We start from the raw sequence: 17367 nt of genomic DNA, 5'->3' as shown, positions 1-17367 counted from the left end.
CTTAACGATTCTGCTGAGGATTCCATTGCTGATAGCTGTGTCCTCGCAGAAACTGCCAGAGACCACCGCACATCCCGGCCAGTGTCACCAGGAGGAAGGCCGCCAGGCGGAATGGCCTGGGCAGGATGCCTCGGGTGTCTAGCAGGCCTATCAGGCCGACTGCATAACCAGCCAGTTGTGCAATCAGGAACAGCTGATAAAACGTGCCGGCGTCCTGTAGCCAGAAGCTGCTGATCAGCAGCGGTACCAACAGGACAGGCGCCAGCCGACGTATCAGCTTATGGCTGATAAGGGCCACGGCGTAAAACCCGTGACGTAACGGATTTATCAGTCCGCGACGGCAAGCCAGGCTCTGCAGCCCGCCGACCGTAACACGCAGTCGGCGGCGGAACTGCTTGTCCACCTCGTCCACGCCCTGATCGTGCACGATCGCATCCTCGGCAAAGACGATACGTTTTCCAGCTACTGGGGCGCAGGTGCTGAGAAAGAAGTCGTCGTTGACATGCGCCGGGACTGCCTGGAACAGCTCGCGTCGCAGGGCGAGCAGCGCGCCATCGGTGGATACCACGCATCCGGTGCGGTTCTCGGCGCGGCGCAGCCAGGCTTCGTAGTGACGGTAGAGACTATCGCCCAGGCTTAGCGCATGGCCCGGATCGGGAATGATCATATGCCCGCCAACGCAGCCTACGTCCGGGTCTGCCAGAGGCGCCAGCAACCGCCCCAGCGTCTGCGCGTTCCATTGATTGTCGGCATCGGTGAATACCAACACGTCGCCGTCGGCCAACGCGACGGCGGCATTCAGCGCGGCGGCCTTACCGCCGCGTGGAAGATCCAGTACGCGGATACGTGGGTCCTGCAGTGCGCTCGCACGAGCGACGGTCTCATCGCTTGAGCCGTCGCTGGCGACGATGATCTCCAGGCGAGTGGCCTGGTAGTCCTGTGCCAGCAGCGTTCGCAGCTTGTGTTCGATGTGTGCCGCCTCATTGTGTGCGGCGATGATCACGCTGACAGACAGCGGCTCGCCTTCGGCAAGGGGCTTGGCTCGGGTGCAGGCTGCTAGCACAGCCAGCGTGAGCGGGTAGCCAAGATACGCGTAGGTCGGTAATAGCAGGCATAGCCAGAACACGGAATCAGCCACGGGCAGGTCTCCTGGCGGTCCATTTGAACAAGCTGAGCAGGAAGGCTCCGCCGGCAATGTGCAGGCGCAACCAGTGCAGAAACCACAGCTGCACGGTGAGAACTCCGTCGAGTTGCCGGGCGCTCTGGCGAAGACTGAGCAAGAGTGCCGGCGCCGTGCTGAGCAGCGCGGCCATCAAGGCCAGCGGGAACTGCCCGAGGGCGCCAGCCGATAGCGCCAGCAAGGTTGGTAGCCAGTTAGCCAATGCGAGCAGGGGAAAGCGCAATAGCCGCCAGTTCCCGTGACCTTGGGTGCGCATAAGCTGTAGGTGGCTGCCCTGACGCCAGAGCTCCTTGCCGAACCATTCAGCCCAGCACTGTTCGTAGCCCCAGTGCAGCACGCGGGGCGACCTCAGCATCAGCTGGCTTGCGCCCAAGCGGTGCAGGCGCAGCCCCAGATCCTTGTCTTCCCCGGTACGCAGTTGTTCGTCGAAACCGCCGACCGCCTCGAAGGCCTCGCGAGTCAGGCACAGATTGGCGCTTGGCAGCCAGCTCGAAGGTTGCGCGGCGACGGCAGGCAGGCTGCGGCGTTGCCAGGCACGGGCATACCAAGGCGCTTGCGATGGTGTATCGAGGGCCAAGGCAAACACGCCGACATCGCCGCGTTCGTTGCACAATTGCCACTGTTGCAGCCAGTCGAGCGGTACTTCGATGTCAGCATCGAGAAAGGCCAGCCAGGCATGCCGGGCCGCTGCCGCGCCGCGGTTGCGTAGCGCGCCGATGGGCAATCCGGGATGGTGCAGCACGCGAGCCCCGGCCGCCTCGGCAAGCGCCGGACCTTCGTCGCGCGAGCCGTTATCGACCACGATAAGTTCGCATTCCAGCCCGGCGGCGTCGGCAGCGGCCCGCGCCGCGCCGAGCGTCCGGGTGATGTGCCGAGCTTCGTCGAACATCGGAATGACGATGCTGATTCCGTTCATTGTGTCTGACTCAAGCGTGTTGCACGGGCTTCAGCGTCGAGCCGCAGGTATCCCGATAGGCCCAGCAATATCCACAGGTACTTGTGGTTGGGTGCGCTGAGGAACATGAGAAACAGCGCCATTGCCAGGAAGCTCAATCCCAGGTGCGTGGCCAGGTCGGCTCGCTCGGTATCTCCGCTGGCGAGGGAGGCCTGCCGGGCCCGCTCGAAGTTGCGAAGCCCGAACAGGATCAGCGCGCAAAACAGCAAGCCGCCGGGAATCCCAATTTCGCTGAACAGCTCCAGATAGGTGTTGTGGGCGCGGCGGTAGAGGTCGGTTGTGCCAGCCTGCTCGGAGAACGCCTTGGCAAAGCCGGTCGCGGCATAGTGCACTGGGAAGGTGCCCGGACCGCTGCCGGCCAGCGGGTTGTCGCGGATCATCTGGCTACCGACCACCAGGTACGAGGCACGACGCCCGAGGGACGCATCCTGATGGGCATTGATGCCGGACTTGAGTTCCACAAGCGATTTGATGCGCGCTACGTAATCGGCCGGTAACGACGCCAGACCTAGGGGTATGAAAATGGCTGCCCCCAGCAGAACGAAGCCCAGATGGCGCGAGCGAATCTGACGCAGCCTGGCGCGATGATGCCAGAGCCCAATCAGTAAACAGCCGACCAGCACCACCAGCCCGGAGCGGGAATCGGTCTTGGTCATTCCCGCCAGCAATAGCAGGGTAACCGCCAGCCAGCCCAATCGAGCCGGCAGGCTGTTGGCGCGCAGGGCGAGCCAGGCAGACATCGGTGCGGCAAGGGCGATCAACAGCGCGAAGTAGTTGGCATCCTCGAGCAGACCGACTGCCCGGCCGCCAACCTGATGCTTGGCTGATGCCAATGCCATCGCACAGGTCGCAGCCACGCTCAGCGAGACCACTCTGCAGAGCATCTTCAGGTTCAGCTCCGCCGCAACCAGGACGGTGATGAAGAACACTGCCAGGCCGACGGCCAGTTCGCGCAAGTGCCCCAATGAGAGTTCGTAGTGCTCACTGAACATCAGGCTGATCAGATAGGCGAGCATGAACAGCGACAGCGGCCGCCACAGGTTGTTGCGCAGGCGCTGGTCAGGCAGTTGCCGCAGCAGTAACTGCAGGGCAAGGATGCCTATCATCGAAACACCCAGCAGCTTCGCGCCGGTGAATTCGCTGCCCTTGAACAGCCCCTCGAACGGTAACAGAGCGGCAATGCCCAGCAGGCCCCAGGCCGGGCGGCGGTAGAGTGCGGCCAGCCCCGCCAGCCCGAATACCGCCAAGGGCGCAAGAAATGGCCATGGGCTGGCAAGTAATCCCAGGCACAGCAGCACCAGCACGCCGCCGACGGTTGCGGTCGCAATCATCCTGGCAATCCTCGGGTCTGGTGGTACAGCTGTGCCCAGCGCTCGGCGAGCACGGGAAGGTGGTAGCGGCTGCGTTGCGTCGATCGTGCTTGTGCAGCGAGACGCTCGGCAAGGTCGGGTTCATTCACCAGGCGTTCGATCTGCTCGGCCAGTGATGCGCTATCGCCGGGTGTCGCCAGCAACCCGTCATGCCCGTGGCTGAGTATGTCCGGTACCCCCCCTACTGCGAACGCGGCCACCGGCGTTCCAGCCTGCATGGCCTCAAGCAGGATCATCGGGGTGCCTTCGGTTCGCGAGCTGATCGCCAGCACCGTCAGCTGCGCCAGCCAGTCAGGCATGTTCTGCTGATAGCCTGGCAAGCGGATGCGCTCGGTCAGTCCGGCAGCGTCAATGCGCGCCTGCAGGCTTGCACGTTCTTCGCCATCGCCCAGCAAAACGCCCTGCCAGTCCTGGTGGCGTTGGCACAGCGGAATCAGCGCATCGAGAAACAGATCGGGGCCTTTTTCCGCGCTTAGCCTACCCACGTAGCCAATCAGTGGCGCACTGGCAGGCGCGCCGGTCAGTGGCGGGGCCGAATCCGGCAGCCCATTGGGAATGACCTTGAGCTTGTCTTGCCGAATGCCTGCTGCGCGAAGGATGCGCTCGATGCTGGTAGCCACGCAGACTATCTGGCGAACCTGCCATAAACGGCACAGCTGGATGCTCACCCACATATAGAAACGCTGCTTGCGACTGCGCGGAGTGAAGCCGTGCTGAGTGGTCACCAACGGCAGCCTGAACAGCGCGGCGGCAGTCCAGCCGTAGATCATCCCCTTGAAGTTATGCGTATTGATCAGCGGCCTTTCGGAGCGGCGACCACGTACATGCCGCAGCAGCGTCGCCAGGCTCTGGCATACGATGCTGTCAACTCCGGCCAGACGAAAGCGCTCCACCAGCGCCGCCGGCGCATCAAGAAAGACCACCTGGTGCCGCCCGGGCGTAACCAGGCAGTGATCCAGCAGCATGCGCTCCGCTCCGTAGAAACCTCCGCTGCTGATCAGGTGAATGATCGGCAGGGACGCTGCTCGCTCAAGCTGGTTCACTGACGTATCCAGTGCCAGATCCATGGCCAGGTCCAGGCTTGCGGTGCGGGCGCCTGTGCAGCTTGCTTCTCGTTGATGACCATCAACACAGGCAAGCCGAGGTGCTCGGTCAACTGCGCCGGATGCTTGAAGCGATGATCGAAGAACTCACGCAGATAGCCGAGCGCTACGGCCAGCAACAATCCGGTCAGCAGGCCGAGCGGCACGATCAGCATTGGCTTGGGAAAGGACGGCTCGCTCGGTTCGTAAGGCCAGCTCAGGACCCGGGCGTTGGATGCGCTGCCGTCGAGCAATCCTTGAGAGCGGCTCTCTTCGTAGCGCTGGGTGTAAGTGAAGAACGCCTTATGCAGCGCATCGATCTCCGTGTCGAACAGGCGGAGTTGCGCCTGAACATTCTGCAGGTCGCGAACGCGGGCCTTGTATTGGTCAATGCGCTCGGTCTTTTGCGCGATCACCTGTTGCAACGTGGTGAGCTCACTGTTGCGTTCGAGAATGCGATTTTCCACGACCTTGAGGAACTGCCCACGGGTGCGAGCAATCCGCTCACGCTGCTGCTGTACCGGCAGGCTGTCTTCCTGGAACGAGGCCGTTGCATTGCCGTAGCTGCCGATCAGTTCGATCAGCTTCTCGCCGAGCTGCTTGATTTCACGGTCTTCGTAGGCGGCATTGTCCACCGTGTGGGTGAAGGTGAAGGGGAATGTGGCGTCTTTGAAGCTCGCCTCGCGGGCGGCTGTAAGGTTGGTAGTCAGGTAGTCGAGCCAGCGCTGGCTTTCCAGCAAGCGGTCTCGGTACAGATTCAGCGCTTGCTCCTCGGTGTTGATCGCATTCAGGCGGAAGGTGATCTCTTCCTTGGGGTCAGACGCGCCAATGCTTTCGAGCAGGTCCCGCCGACGTTCTTCGAGTTCGCCGATGCGCTCCTGATATTGGCTCTTCTTCTGCTCGAAGAAGGATTCAGGCAGATCGCTGGATTGCAGGTTCTGCCGGCTTTTCAGGTAGTTCTCCAGAAGGCGGTTGACCAACCGCGTACCCAGCTCTGGATCGACGGAGCTGTAGCTCACCGAGATCACATTGGATCCGGGTAAGGTCTCTACCGTCAGTGCGGCGCTGGCCTGCTCCGTCAAGGCGTCGATGGTGCCGTCGCGCACGGGGTCGACCTCAAGCCCCAACGCGCTACGCAACGGGTTGATCACATGTTCACGCAGCGGATTGGCAACATAGGCGCGCAGCGGCTCAAGTACGAGCGTATGGAAGACTCCCTGGCTCGGGCTGTAGACGCCTTCCTCATGCAGTTGGCCAATGGTTTCGCGCATCAGCGAGGGTGAGCGGAGGATGTTGCTCTCCGTTTCCATGTCAGCCAGCGACGGCGGCAGGAACTTATCCGTCTCCTGGCTGAGCGCAGTATTGACGTCGCTCTGGGGCAGTTTCTTCGATTGCACCAGCACTTCTGCGGTGATGTCGAAGCTCTGCTTGAGCAATAACGGCATGGCTAATGTGATCAGGGCGAACACCAGGAAAACCCGTTTGATCAACTGGCGGTTGGCAAAGAAAATTCGCAGAAACTCATGCAAATAATTTTCTTTCGGCGACATGACCTGCAATCTGTTCAATTGTTGTCTTCCTTACTGTCGACCCGATACGAAAAGCCGAACCCGACTCCGTTGAACAGCAGAACATCGGCGAGCTGTCGGCTGATTTCACCTGCCCGTGCAAGCTTGGTCTTGGGCACGTAAAGCAGGTCGTCCGGCTGGAGATAGGCGAATGTGTCGGCCGAGGCGTTGAGCGCGTCGCCCACGTCGTACAAGCGCGCCTCCACCTGGTCGCCCTTGCGTCGCATGATCACAACCGAATCCAGGCGAGCCAGCGGATTGGCTCCGTGGGCCATGGTCAGGGCTTCGAGCACCGAGACCGGCCGCCGGATCGGATAGACGCCCGGCTGGGTCACCTCCCCGAGTACGAAGATTTCGTTGGCGGCGGTGCTCTTGAGCAGCGCGTCTACCTGCACATTGGCGGTATGCGCCGCATAGCGTTCGTTAAGCGTGGCGTTGAGCTGCGTGAGGGTCATGCCCTGGAGGGCGACCGAGCCGATAAGCGGGAACCTGGCGTGGCCGTCGGCGCCGACGACGATTTCCCGGCTCAGCCCGGTAGACGGGTGGTTCAGCGTCAAACGCAGGTTTTCCTCCGCGGTGAGCGGACGAGGCACCGAAAGAGAAACCACAGGGCGTTTGAGAATTGTCCTGTAGCTGTTGATGACTTTGTCCTGGGCCTGCAAGGCCGTCATGCCCGCAATCGCCAGGGTGCCGGTATAAGGCAGCTCGATGGTGCCGTCGGGCATGACCAGCTTGGTGCCGCTGAGCTCCGGCGCGGTCAGGAAGTTGATCTCAACCTGATCACCAGGCTGGATCCGGTAGGCCTTCGGGCTCGTATGGTCGATATAGAAGATCACGTCCAGCACATCCTGCGGACGCAGTGTCTTCTCTACCGCGAACACCTCGGTACGCAGCGCGTCGGCAGGGGCAGCCGTCGTTATTTCAGCAGGGATATGTTGCACCGCGGGGCTGGTACAGCCGGCCAGCGCCAGAAGCAGGGGGATCGGTTTGAGATTCATCATGGCGCGCTCAAAGTTGATCGTAGACCCATTTGGGCATGTAGTACTTGCGTGCGTTGAGCACGCTTCCCATCAAGTTGGCACCCGCTTGTGCGAGTCGCTGCGTAGCGGCTTGGGCGACTTCCCAGCGCGTTTCTTCGGCCCGTACCACGAGGATCACGCCGTCGACCAGCGAGCCGATGGTCAGCGTATCGCCGCCGGCATATACGGCTTCGCCGTCGATCACCACGAACCGGTAGCGATCACGAAGCTGCGAAAGGAGCTGGCGCAGCTGCTCCGCTGACAGCCTGCGGCCGTCGTTCCTGCGCTGCCCCAGCGGGAGCAGGTGGAATGAGTTCGCTGGTAGCTCGACGAGGCAGGTGTCCAGCGACGTCGAGCTGCCATCAGCCACCAGATCCAGAAAGCCCAGCTGCTCTTGCATGCCCAACTGGCAGGTAAGGCTGTTGGGTGAAAGGCTTGCGTCGATCAGCAGCACTTGTCCGCTACAGGCGGCCGTCAGCTGCTGGGCCATGGCGATCGCGCTGGTCGTCACGCCGCAGCCATTATTGGCCGCGGTTAGCAGCAGCACTTGTCGCTCCTGGTCGAGCACAGTAGAGGCGAGGTTGCTCTCGCTGGGTGTGGCGACGTCCAAACGGATGGCTGGAAGTGAACCGTCCATTAGCTTGCTCCATGGCCGCTGACGACCTTGAAAGGGGTTTTTAGAAGTATCTTCAGATCCAGCCAGGGGCTTTGCTGGCTGATGTAGGCCACATCCAGAGCGACCCGGTCGTCGAAGTCGATATTGCTGCGACCGGATATCTGCCAGAGGCCGGTAATGCCCGGGTAAATGCTGAGCCGGGCAAGGTGATGGTTGTGGTAGCGATTCGCGTCGAAGGAGGTCGGTCGCGGGCCGACCAGGCGCATGTCGCCACGCACCACGTTTAGCAAGTTGGGCAGTTCATCGAGGCTGGTACGCCTTAGCCATCGCCCTATGGCTGTTACGCGAGGGTCGCGGTCGATCTTGAAGTCCACGGAGTCGGAGCCGTGCTTGTTCAGGTGGCGCAGGCTTTCTTTCAGCTCTTCAGCGTTTACCACCATCGTCCGGAACTTGAACATGCCAAAGCGGCGACCCCGATAGCCCGTGCGCTGTTGGATAAAGAAAACCGGCCCTTGGCTGCTTATCTTGATGCTGATGGCGACCACCAACAGCAAGGGTGAGAGCAGTAGCAGCGCCAGGGTCGCGCACAGAGCTTCGATCCACCGCTTGGTACGCGAAAGGCTCCACGGGGTCCCTCCGGGGCGTCCGAGCAGCCAACCGCTCTGCTGGAGCAAGATGGCCTCTTCTATTTTTAAACGCAGCGCGGGATCGCGTCGCTTCTCTCCGGCTGGCAGCTCTTGCGTGACGCCCGGGTCAAACGCCAGTTCTTCTGCCAGTTCTTCCGCCAATCCTTCGACGGATGTCTCCATCATGCCACCCCCTCTGGAGCTGCGGCCGAGCGGCTCGATTCGCCGGGCAGCGGTAGGTTGATCAGGTAATAATTCCGGAACCACTCGACGAAGCGTGCCAGGCCTTGTTCCAAAGACGTGCAGGGCGCGAAGCCGATCGCCTGTTCCAGGGCGCTGGAGGAGGCGCAGGTGTTGATGACGTCGCCAGGCTGCAAGGGCAGCAGTTGCAGCTCGGCTTGTTGGCCCAGTAGGCCTGCCAGCATTTCCACATAGCTGCGTAGATGCACTGGGCGGCTGCCGCCGATGTTGTAAAGCCGCCACGGAGCCATGCTGGTCGACGGGTTCGGCTGTTCCCGATCCCAGTGCTGATCGGCTTCGGGCGGTTGCGGAAGCAGACGCACCAGGCCCTCGACGATGTCGTCAATGTAGGTGAAGTCCCGTTGATGCTCGCCGTGGTTGAACAGCTTAAGCGGCTGGCCGGAGCTGATGGCATTGGCAAACAGCATGGGCGACATGTCCGGTCGACCCCAGGGGCCGTATACCGTGAAGAAGCGCAGACCGGTTGCAGGAATGCCAAACAGGTGGCTGTAGCTATGCGCCATCAGCTCATTGGCTTTCTTGCTGGCGGCATACAGCGATAGCGGATGATCGGTGTTGTGCTGCTCGGCATAAGGCGTGCAGTGGTTGGCGCCGTATACCGAACTGGAAGAGGCAAAGATCAGGTGCTTTACCGGATGACGGCGGCAGGCTTCCAGGAGATTCAGAAAACCCGCCAAGTTGCTGTTCAAATAGGCGCGGGGATTGTCCAGCGAATAGCGCACACCTGCCTGGGCCGCCAGGTTGATGACCGCTTCAGGACGGTGCGCGGCGAAAAGCTGCTCGAGTCCGTACTCGTCTTCCAGGTCGATACGGTACAGAGGGAAGTCGCCAGCCGTTTCACGCACCCACCGCACCCGCGCTTCTTTGAGCTGCGGGTCGTAGTAGTCATTGAAGTTATCCAGCCCGACAACCTCGTGACCCTCTTGTAACAGGCGCAAGGTGGTATGGGCGCCAATGAATCCGGCCGCTCCGGTAACCAGCGTTTTCATGCCGGCACCATGATGTGGGCGTGCTGGGGCTCTGGCTGCGACGCGCTTGCGGGGGGAATGTGTGGGATGCCGATGCCGAAGTAATGTAGCCCTGCGTTTGCCATGTGCTGCGGGTTGAACAGGTTGCGCCCGTCGATGACAACGCGCGTTCGCAGCTTTCTTCCCAACTCGTCGAGGTCAACCACCCGAAACGTCTTCCACTCGGTGCAGATAACCAGAGCGTCTGCATCCTGCAGGGTGTCGTCTCGGGTCGCGCACAGCTCCAGGTCGTTCCGGTAGCCGTAGATACGACGACATTCCGTCATGGCTTCCGGATCGAAGGCTCGCACTCGAGCACCTTCTGCCCAGAGTGCTTCCATGAGATAGCGGCTCGGTGCTTCGCGCATATCGTCGGTATTGGGCTTGAATGCCAGACCCCAGATGGCGATGGACTTGTCGGCCAGTCCTTCAGGAAATTGCTCTTTGATTTTGCGTAGCAGTACCTGCCTTTGGTCTTCGTTGATCCGCACGACCGTTTTCAGCAGGCGCGGGTCGAGGCCATTTACTTCAGCGGTATGGATCAGGGCATTCAGATCCTTTGGGAAACAGGACCCGCCGAAGCCGCAGCCCGGATAAATGAAGTGGTATCCGATCCTGGGGTCCGAGCCGATCCCTTTGCGCACCGCCTCAATGTCCACGCCCAGGCGTTCTGCCAGATTGGCCAGCTCGTTCATGAAACTGATGCGGGTAGCCAACATGGCGTTGGCGGCGTACTTGACCAGCTCGGCGCTACGGTTGTCCATGTACAGGGTGCGTTCATGATTGCGATTGAACGGTGCGTAAAGCTCCGCCATTTGCGCTTGCGCGGCTGCGTCCTGGGTGCCGACGATGATGCGATCCGGCCGGGTGCAGTCGGCAATGGCACTGCCTTCCTTTAGAAACTCCGGATTTGATACGACCCAGGCGTTCAGCTGCGTCTTGCCGCGTATCTCAAGGGTTGCGCCGACTTCTGCTCGCACCTTGTCAGCCGTGCCGACCGGTACTGTGGACTTGATTACGAGCGTGCAGTCTTGCTCCATCAGGCTGGCGATCTGGCGGGCGACATTCAGCACGTGCTGAAGATCAGCAGAACCGTCCTCGTTCGGTGGTGTACCTACGGCGATAAAGATCAGCTTGCCATGGGCAACGGCATCGCTTGCCTGAGAGGTGAAGTGAAGGCGCTTTGCCTTGAGGTTCTCCTCGAGCATGGCGCTCAAGCCCGGCTCGTGAATCGGGGGTATTCCGCGTTGCAGTTGAGCAATTTTTTGCGGGTCGACGTCCACGCATATGACTTGGTGGCCCACATCTGCAAGGACTGCAGCTTGTACCAAGCCAACGTAGCCTGAACCAAAGACGCTCACTTCCATGTGGTGCACCTATCACTATCGCGTAAGGATGATTGACATCACAACGATATCAGTGGCCAAAAGCCTTGATGATGAATTTTTCGGAAGGGTCAGATGTCTGAGGGTCAATTAATGGCGCTTTTTTTTTGACGAAATTCGCGTGCTCGTCAGGAAAATGGCAATGGCGGCAGCCTTTATACGGCCCTGCTGGTGGATAGCGCGGCGTTGGTTCCTACCCTTGGAGGTGCGCCTACTTACCCCTAGAATGCTGCCGTAGTTATCCCTTTTGAGTACGAGCCCGGCATGACCGACCAGACCCAGCGTTTCCTTTTCGATGACACCGACGTGCGTGGCGAATGGGCCGGCCTCGAGCGCAGTTATGCCGAAGTGCTGGCCAAGCACGAGTACCCGGAGCCGGTTGCCCAGTTGCTGGGCGAGTTGCTGGCTGCGGCAGCATTGCTGGTTGGTACCCTGAAGTTCGATGGCTTGATGGTGCTGCAGGCGCGTTCCAACGGGCCGGTGCCGCTGCTGATGGTCGAGTGCTCCAGTAATCGCGAAGTGCGCGGCATCGCGCGTTATGACGCCGATCAGCTGACCCCCGGGGCTAGCTTTGCTGAGCTGATGCCCGAGGGGATGCTGGCGATGACTGTCGACCCGGCCAATGGCCAGCGCTACCAGGGCATCGTGGCGCTGGATGGCGCCACTTTGGCAGAAAGCCTTTCCAACTACTTCGCCTCATCCGAACAGTTGCCAACGCGCTTCTGGCTCAACGCCGATGGCCGGCGTGCCTGTGGCCTGCTGCTGCAGCAATTGCCCGCCGACCGTATCCGCGACAGCGAGGAGCGAGAGGCCAGCTGGCAACACCTGCGTACCCTGGCCGATACGTTGCTGGCCGAGGAACTGTTGGGCCTGGATGCCGAGACCGTCCTGCATCGGCTCTATCACGAGGAGCCGGTACGCCTGTTCGAGCCGCGCCCGATCACCTTCCGCTGCAGTTGCTCACGCGAGCGCTCGGCCAAGGCGGTGATCAGCCTGGGCCAGGCAGATGCCGAACAGTTATTGCGCGAGCAGGGTGATGCGATCACCATCGACTGTCAGTTCTGTAACCACAGCTATCGCTTCGATGCAGCGGACATTGCTCAGTTGTTCGCGGGTGCGGGCGTCGAAGGGCCCTCCGGCACCCGGCATTAGGCTCTGCGACCGCGGTTTGCGGCGAAACGGCAACAGATTCAGTGGCTCTGAACCTTTTTGCCATCACACGCTCATACCCTGCACCGCGCCTTTTCTGTATATAATCGCGCCCACTTTTTTCGGTGTAGTCCACTGATAGTTGGGCTACAAAAGCAAGGAGGAATCGGCCCAGAGCCGACGGGAAACCCATGACGCAAGCCACTAACGCCGTGTACACCGACATCAGCGCAGCCCAACTCGTTGAACAAGCCATCCAGCGCGGCGAGGGCGAGCTGGCCGCCAATGGCGCGCTCGTCGTCAAGACTGGGCACCGTACCGGCCGTTCTCCTGTCGACCGCTTCATTGTCGAAGAGCCAAGCAGTCAGGCCAACATCGCCTGGGGGCCGATCAACCGTCCGTTTCCTGCAGACAAGTTCGATGCCCTCTGGGACCGCGTTGAGACCTTCAATCAGGCCCAGGATCATTTCGTTTCCCACGTCCATGTAGGCTCCTCCGAAGCCCACTACCTGCCGGTGAAGATGACCACCGCCACGGCCTGGCAGAATCTGTTTGGCCGTCAGCTGTTCATCAACCCCGAGCAGTACAACCCGGCTGGCAAGGACGAGTGGCAGGTGCTTAACGTCGCCAACTTCGAGTGCTCCCCTGAGCGCGATGGCACCAACTCCGATGGCTGCGTGATCATCAACTTCGCGCAGAAGAAGGTGCTGATCGCCGGCATGCGTTACGCCGGGGAAATGAAGAAGGCGATGTTCTCGGTGCAGAACTACCTGCTGCCCGAAGCCGACGTGCTGCCGATGCACTGCGCTGCCAACATCGGCGAAGAAGGCGACGTGACATTGTTCTTCGGCCTGTCCGGCACCGGCAAGACCACCCTGTCCGCCGACGAGTCGCGCTACCTGATCGGCGATGACGAGCACGGTTGGGGCACCGGCGTGGTGTTCAACATCGAAGGCGGCTGCTACGCCAAGTGCATCGATCTGTCGGAAAAGAACGAGCCGGTCATCTGGAAGGCGATCAAGTTCGGCAGCGTGCTGGAGAACGTCGTTCTCGACGAGAACAAGGTACCGGACTACGCCGATGGCAGCCTGACCCAGAACAGCCGCGCCGCCTATCCGCTGGAGCACGTCGAGAAGCGTTCCGAGAAGAACCTCGGCGGCGAGCCTAACGCGGTGATCTTCCTGACCTGCGACCTGACTGGCGTATTGCCGCCGGTATCGATCCTCAACAACGAGCAGGCGGCCTACCACTTCCTGTCCGGCTACACCGCGCTTGTCGGTTCCACCGAGATGGGTTCGGGCAGCGGCATCAAGTCGACCTTCTCCACCTGCTTCGGTGCGCCGTTTTTCCCGCGTCCGGCCGGCGTGTACGCCGAGCTGCTGATCAAGCGTATCCAGGCGTTTGGCTCCAAGGTCTACCTGGTCAACACCGGCTGGACCGGCGGCGGCTATGGCGTCGGCAAGCGCTTCAGCATTCCGACCACCCGTGCGGTGATCGCGGCGATCCAGAGCGGTGCGCTGGTTGGCGCACAAACCGAGCACCTGCCGATCATCAACCTTGATGTGCCGACTGCGGTGCCCGGCGTAGAAACTCAGCTGCTCAACCCGCGCAACACTTGGGCTGACTCCAGCGCCTACGACGAAGCAGCCAGGCAGCTGGCGGAGAAATTCATCGAAAACTTCAAGAAGTTCGATGTGTCCGACGCCATCAAGGCTGCAGGTCCGCAGCTTTAAGCGTGATGTTCTAAAGAAAGCCGCCTTCGGGCGGCTTTTTTGTGGCCGACATTTAAGTGGTTTTAACGGCCTGCCGGCGATAGATCGAGCGTGTCGATAGTTTCCATCAGCAAAGACCCATGGATCGGATCGATACGCGGGCTTAGCATGGCGCTCTTGTTCAACTCAGCGGAGTTCATCTTATGCATATCGAAGAAGCCATTCAGAGCCGCCGCGCGGTAAAGGTCTACGACAGCAGTTTCAAGCTCAGCCAGGAAGAGAAGGATGAGCTGCTGCGCACTGCGCTGTTGGCTCCTTCGGCCTTCAACCTGCAGCACGTGCGCATGGTTGAAGTGGCTGATCCGGCGCTGCGCGCACAGATTCGCGAGGTGGGCTGGAACCAGGCTCAGATGACCGATGCCTCGATGCTGGTCGTGTTTTGCGCCCAGGTGGACAGCTGGGAAAAGAATGCCCGTCGCGTCTGGGAAGGCACGCCGCCCGAGGTGCAGGACCTGATGGCCGGTGCTATCGACAACTACTACCGCGATAAGCCGCAGGTCCAGCGTGATGAAACCATGCGCAGCTGCGGATTGATGGCCCAGACGCTGATGCTGGCGGCGCGTGGCAAGGGCCTGGATTCCTGCCCGATGGACGGCTTCGATTTCGAAGCGGTGGGCAAATTGATCAACCTGCCGGACAACCACGTGATTGCGCTGATGGTGGCGGTGGGCAAGCGCGCCGCCGATCCCAAGCCGCGCGTAGGCAAGCTGCCGTTCGAGGAAGTGGTCATTCGCGACCGGTTCTGATCGGCGTCTGATGCGCTGGATATATGGCTGATGGTAAGAGGGGCTAGGGTCACGAGGCGGCGAGAAAGCTGCCTCGTAGTTTTATCCGGCCCGGTAACGCCTCTCTTATCAGCTGGTCGGCCAGTCCAGCCGTTAGCAAGGTGTTCGGCTTCAATTCTCGGTCTTGCAGCTTTCTGAAAGTGTCCGATACGAGAGCTTGCGGACCTGATCCGTAGAGTCCCGATAGGTCATTACCGCATTGGTAACTCTGCAGAATGGCGTCGGCTCGAGCTTGATTGACAGGACCGAGGCGATATCCAGCTCGGTGCCGTAGGTGTAAACCTCGGCGTCGGAGTTGCCGGCATGAGCGAGGGAGGTAGCGGAAAGCAAAAGTGCGGTAGCAAATGCAAAGGCAGTACGCATGGCAGGGCATCCTTTTCTGGTTAGAGTTCCTCCTGTCGGCGCGCCGCATCACCCGATCAGGCTTCGCTTGTCACGTTCCAGGAGCCAGGTAATGATGATTTAGTAAGCTTGCTAACGATAATTGTCGATTCCAATCCTCGTGATTGAGCAAAATGTCTGGCCGCCTCGCTTGCATGCGTTCTCGGTCAATGCCATCCACATGCGTGTCGGCCATTGCTGCGGGTCGCTTCGCCATGGCGTTGCCCGCCTTTTGCTACCCTCTGGACCTTTGTCAGGAGTAGCTCTCGATGATCGAACAAACCCTAGCCCGGACATTTGGTTATGACGGCTTCCGCCCCGGTCAGGAGCAGGTGGTCGGCGCCGTGGTGGCCGGGCGTTCGGTGGCGGCGATCTTCCCGACCGGCTCCGGCAAATCACTGTGTTATCAGTTGCCTGCATTGCATCTGCCGCACCTGACGCTGGTGGTCTCGCCACTGCTGGCGCTGATGCAGGATCAGCTGGCCTTTCTGCACCGGCACGGTATTGCCGCAGCCAGCATCGATTCGGCCCAGGGGCGCGAGCAGGTCAGTGCGACCATGGCGCGTGCCAGGTCCGGCGAGCTGAAGATCCTGATGATTTCCGTGGAGCGCCTGAAGAATGAGCGCTTTCGCAATTTTATCAGCCAAGTGCCGATTTCCTTGCTGGTGGTGGATGAGGCGCACTGCATTTCCGAGTGGGGGCACAATTTCCGCCCGGACTACCTCAAGCTTCCCGACTATCAGCGCCAGTTCAATATTCCTCAGGTCCTGCTGCTGACCGCCACGGCAACGCCGCCGGTGATCGCCGACATGCAGGCCAAGTTCGCCATTGCTGCCGAGGACGTGGTCACCACCGGTTTTTACCGATCCAATCTCAATCTGCTGGTCGAGCCGGTCGCGGGTGACCGCAAGCAGCGCCGGCTGGTGGAATGGCTGGCGGCCAAGGCCGATCAGCCGAGCATTGTCTATGTCACCCAGCAGAAGACTGCCGAGCAGGTCACCGAGCACCTGGCGCGCAATGGCATCCCGGCAAGCGCCTACCATGCGGGCATGGCCCATGAGCTGCGCGAGGCCATCCAGCAGCGCTTTATGGAAGGCGAGCTTAATTGCATCGTCGCCACGATTGCCTTTGGCATGGGCATTGACAAGGCCGACATTCGCAACGTGGTGCACTACGACCTGCCCAAGTCGATCGAGAACTACAGCCAGGAAATCGGCCGCGCCGGGCGTGATGGTCAGCCCTCCGACTGCCTGGTGCTGGCCAACCGCGACAGCCTCAACGTGCTGCAGAACTTCGTTTATGGCGACACACCCGAGCGCGCCGGCATCCGCCTGGTCCTCGACGAGTTGGCCAGTGTTGGTTCGGACGGCCAGTGGGAGCTGATGCTCAACCGCCTTTCCGAGCAGAGCAACATCCGCCAGCTGCCGCTGAAAACCCTGCTGGTGCAGCTTGAACTGAAGGGCATCATCGCACCGCGCTTTGCCTATTTCGCCGAATATCGCTTCAAGTATCTCAGCGAACCTGAAGAACTGATTTCGCGTTTCGAGGGCGAGCGGCGGCAGTTCGTCGAGGCCATCGTGCAGACCTCGGCACGGGCTCGGACCTGGTGCACCCCGGATTTTGACGCGCTCTACCAGCAGTACGGCGCCGAGCGGGCACGGGTGGTCAAGGCCTTGGAGTACTTCCAGGAGCAGGGCTGGATCGAGCTTGAGAGCAAGCAGATGACCGAGGTGTATGCGCTGCTGGACTCAGGCTTCGATGCACAAGCGCTGAGTGAAGAGTTGCATGCCTACTTCAAGCAGCACGAGAGTAGCGAAATCACGCGCATCGACAACATGCTCGCGCTGTTTGAGTCGAGCGAGTGCCTTAGCTGGCGCCTGGCCGAATACTTTGGCGATCATCAGGCGCCTCGCCAGTGCGAGCGTTGCTCGGTTTGCCAAGGGCAGGTCGCACGACTGCCAGTGCCGCCACCGTTGCCGCCACTGGAAACAGTCGATATCGCTGCGCGCTGCGCCGAGTTCAGCCAGCGTTACCGGCAACTGGCCGGCGACGAGCCCGGCACCGAGTGCCTGGTGCGCTTCCTCTGTGGCATCAGCGTGCCGCTGTTTACCCGACTCAAGGCGCGAGGCATCCCCGGTTTTGCCTCCTTGGAAGCCTATCCCTATGCCGAGGTGCGTGAGCAGGTTGCGAGTCTGGCGCCACGCACCTGAG

The 17367-nt window shown here is 61.0% G+C and carries 15 protein-coding genes; 4 read left to right on the top strand and 11 right to left on the bottom strand.

Annotation, left to right across the window (positions count from 1 at the left end; all coding sequences use genetic code 11):
• Position 1: 1 nt before the first annotated feature.
• Genes BN1079_RS10895 through BN1079_RS10850 form a run of 10 tightly spaced genes read right to left on the bottom strand, consistent with a single transcriptional unit; the run spans position 2 to position 11051 of the window.
• Positions 2-1138, bottom strand: a complete 1137-nt coding sequence (locus tag BN1079_RS10895; protein ID WP_037024322.1) for a glycosyltransferase — start codon at positions 1136-1138, stop codon at positions 2-4.
• On the bottom strand, positions 1131-2096 hold the full coding sequence (locus BN1079_RS10890) for a glycosyltransferase family 2 protein (protein ID WP_037024320.1): 966 nt from the start codon (positions 2094-2096) through the stop codon (positions 1131-1133). Before BN1079_RS10890 ends, BN1079_RS10895 begins: the two co-directional genes overlap by 8 nt.
• Complete coding sequence (locus BN1079_RS10885; protein ID WP_037024319.1) at positions 2093-3466, bottom strand: O-antigen ligase family protein; 1374 nt, start codon at positions 3464-3466, stop codon at positions 2093-2095. The genes BN1079_RS10890 and BN1079_RS10885 overlap by 4 nt, the downstream gene beginning before the upstream one ends.
• Complete coding sequence (locus tag BN1079_RS10880; RefSeq protein ID WP_052114465.1) at positions 3463-4572, bottom strand: glycosyltransferase family 4 protein; 1110 nt, start codon at positions 4570-4572, stop codon at positions 3463-3465. The genes BN1079_RS10885 and BN1079_RS10880 overlap by 4 nt, the downstream gene beginning before the upstream one ends.
• Positions 4545-6137 (bottom strand): GumC family protein, encoded by a 1593-nt coding sequence (locus tag BN1079_RS10875; protein ID WP_037024318.1) that lies wholly within the window; start codon positions 6135-6137, stop codon positions 4545-4547. Before BN1079_RS10875 ends, BN1079_RS10880 begins: the two co-directional genes overlap by 28 nt.
• 14 nt (positions 6138-6151) lie before the next feature.
• The gene (locus tag BN1079_RS10870; protein WP_037026799.1) at positions 6152-7153 is read right to left on the bottom strand and encodes a polysaccharide biosynthesis/export family protein; all 1002 of its coding nucleotides are present in this window, start codon (positions 7151-7153) and stop codon (positions 6152-6154) included.
• 10 nt (positions 7154-7163) lie between these two features.
• Positions 7164-7811, bottom strand: a complete 648-nt coding sequence (locus BN1079_RS10865; RefSeq protein ID WP_037024317.1) for a CpsD/CapB family tyrosine-protein kinase — start codon at positions 7809-7811, stop codon at positions 7164-7166.
• Positions 7811-8602, bottom strand: coding sequence for a sugar transferase (locus BN1079_RS10860; RefSeq protein WP_231850777.1), 792 nt, complete (start codon positions 8600-8602; stop codon positions 7811-7813). Before BN1079_RS10860 ends, BN1079_RS10865 begins: the two co-directional genes overlap by 1 nt.
• Complete coding sequence (locus tag BN1079_RS10855; RefSeq protein WP_037024316.1) at positions 8599-9666, bottom strand: NAD-dependent epimerase; 1068 nt, start codon at positions 9664-9666, stop codon at positions 8599-8601. Before BN1079_RS10855 ends, BN1079_RS10860 begins: the two co-directional genes overlap by 4 nt.
• Entirely contained in the window at positions 9663-11051 is a 1389-nt protein-coding gene (locus BN1079_RS10850; protein WP_052114464.1) for a UDP-glucose dehydrogenase family protein, read from the bottom strand. Before BN1079_RS10850 ends, BN1079_RS10855 begins: the two co-directional genes overlap by 4 nt.
• 282 nt (positions 11052-11333) lie before the next feature.
• On the opposite strand from BN1079_RS10850, the gene hslO reads away from it, so the two are divergent.
• The 3 genes from hslO (at position 11334) to BN1079_RS10835 (ending at position 14736) form a co-directional block, all read left to right on the top strand.
• Positions 11334-12221: an Hsp33 family molecular chaperone HslO gene (gene hslO / locus BN1079_RS10845; protein WP_037024315.1), complete on the top strand. Its 888-nt coding sequence runs from the start codon at positions 11334-11336 to the stop codon at positions 12219-12221.
• A 188-nt stretch (positions 12222-12409) separates the two neighbouring features.
• Positions 12410-13951 carry a phosphoenolpyruvate carboxykinase gene (locus BN1079_RS10840; RefSeq protein ID WP_037024314.1) on the top strand — a complete coding sequence of 514 codons (1542 nt, stop codon included), beginning with the start codon at positions 12410-12412 and terminating at the stop codon, positions 13949-13951.
• A 182-nt stretch (positions 13952-14133) separates the two neighbouring features.
• Positions 14134-14736, top strand: a complete 603-nt coding sequence (locus tag BN1079_RS10835; RefSeq protein ID WP_037024313.1) for a nitroreductase family protein — start codon at positions 14134-14136, stop codon at positions 14734-14736.
• A gap of 150 nt (positions 14737-14886) precedes the next feature.
• On the opposite strand, the gene BN1079_RS10830 is transcribed toward BN1079_RS10835, so the two are convergent.
• Entirely contained in the window at positions 14887-15138 is a 252-nt protein-coding gene (locus BN1079_RS10830) for a DUF2790 domain-containing protein (protein ID WP_037024309.1), read from the bottom strand.
• A 287-nt stretch (positions 15139-15425) separates the two neighbouring features.
• Here BN1079_RS10830 and BN1079_RS10825 point away from each other — a divergent pair, with 287 nt between their 5' ends.
• The gene (locus tag BN1079_RS10825) at positions 15426-17366 is read left to right on the top strand and encodes a RecQ family ATP-dependent DNA helicase (RefSeq protein WP_037024307.1); all 1941 of its coding nucleotides are present in this window, start codon (positions 15426-15428) and stop codon (positions 17364-17366) included.
• Position 17367 lies beyond the last annotated feature (1 nt).

Source organism: Pseudomonas saudiphocaensis (assembly GCF_000756775.1).
Classification (GTDB): domain Bacteria; phylum Pseudomonadota; class Gammaproteobacteria; order Pseudomonadales; family Pseudomonadaceae; genus Stutzerimonas; species Stutzerimonas saudiphocaensis.
The sequence above is the reverse complement of the archived record's forward strand: the minus strand, read 5'-3'. Positions and strand labels throughout refer to the sequence as shown.

Excerpts from the sequence above, each read along its gene's own strand:
- BN1079_RS10865 (WP_037024317.1), bottom strand. The coding sequence starts at position 7,811 with ATGGACGGTTCACTTCCAGCCATCCGTTTGGACGTCGCCACACCCAGC.
- BN1079_RS10870 (WP_037026799.1), bottom strand. The coding sequence starts at position 7,153 with ATGAATCTCAAACCGATCCCCCTGCTTCTGGCGCTGGCCGGCTGTACC.
- BN1079_RS10860 (WP_231850777.1), bottom strand. The coding sequence starts at position 8,602 with ATGATGGAGACATCCGTCGAAGGATTGGCGGAAGAACTGGCAGAAGAA.
- BN1079_RS10875 (WP_037024318.1), bottom strand. The coding sequence starts at position 6,137 with ATGTCGCCGAAAGAAAATTATTTGCATGAGTTTCTGCGAATTTTCTTT.
- BN1079_RS10830 (WP_037024309.1), bottom strand. The coding sequence starts at position 15,138 with ATGCGTACTGCCTTTGCATTTGCTACCGCACTTTTGCTTTCCGCTACC.
- BN1079_RS10835 (WP_037024313.1), top strand. The coding sequence starts at position 14,134 with ATGCATATCGAAGAAGCCATTCAGAGCCGCCGCGCGGTAAAGGTCTAC.
- BN1079_RS10855 (WP_037024316.1), bottom strand. The coding sequence starts at position 9,666 with ATGAAAACGCTGGTTACCGGAGCGGCCGGATTCATTGGCGCCCATACC.
- BN1079_RS10880 (WP_052114465.1), bottom strand. The coding sequence starts at position 4,572 with ATGGATCTGGCACTGGATACGTCAGTGAACCAGCTTGAGCGAGCAGCG.
- BN1079_RS10890 (WP_037024320.1), bottom strand. The coding sequence starts at position 2,096 with ATGAACGGAATCAGCATCGTCATTCCGATGTTCGACGAAGCTCGGCAC.
- BN1079_RS10885 (WP_037024319.1), bottom strand. The coding sequence starts at position 3,466 with ATGATTGCGACCGCAACCGTCGGCGGCGTGCTGGTGCTGCTGTGCCTG.
- BN1079_RS10825 (WP_037024307.1), top strand. The coding sequence starts at position 15,426 with ATGATCGAACAAACCCTAGCCCGGACATTTGGTTATGACGGCTTCCGC.
- hslO (WP_037024315.1), top strand. The coding sequence starts at position 11,334 with ATGACCGACCAGACCCAGCGTTTCCTTTTCGATGACACCGACGTGCGT.
- BN1079_RS10850 (WP_052114464.1), bottom strand. The coding sequence starts at position 11,051 with ATGGAAGTGAGCGTCTTTGGTTCAGGCTACGTTGGCTTGGTACAAGCT.
- BN1079_RS10840 (WP_037024314.1), top strand. The coding sequence starts at position 12,410 with ATGACGCAAGCCACTAACGCCGTGTACACCGACATCAGCGCAGCCCAA.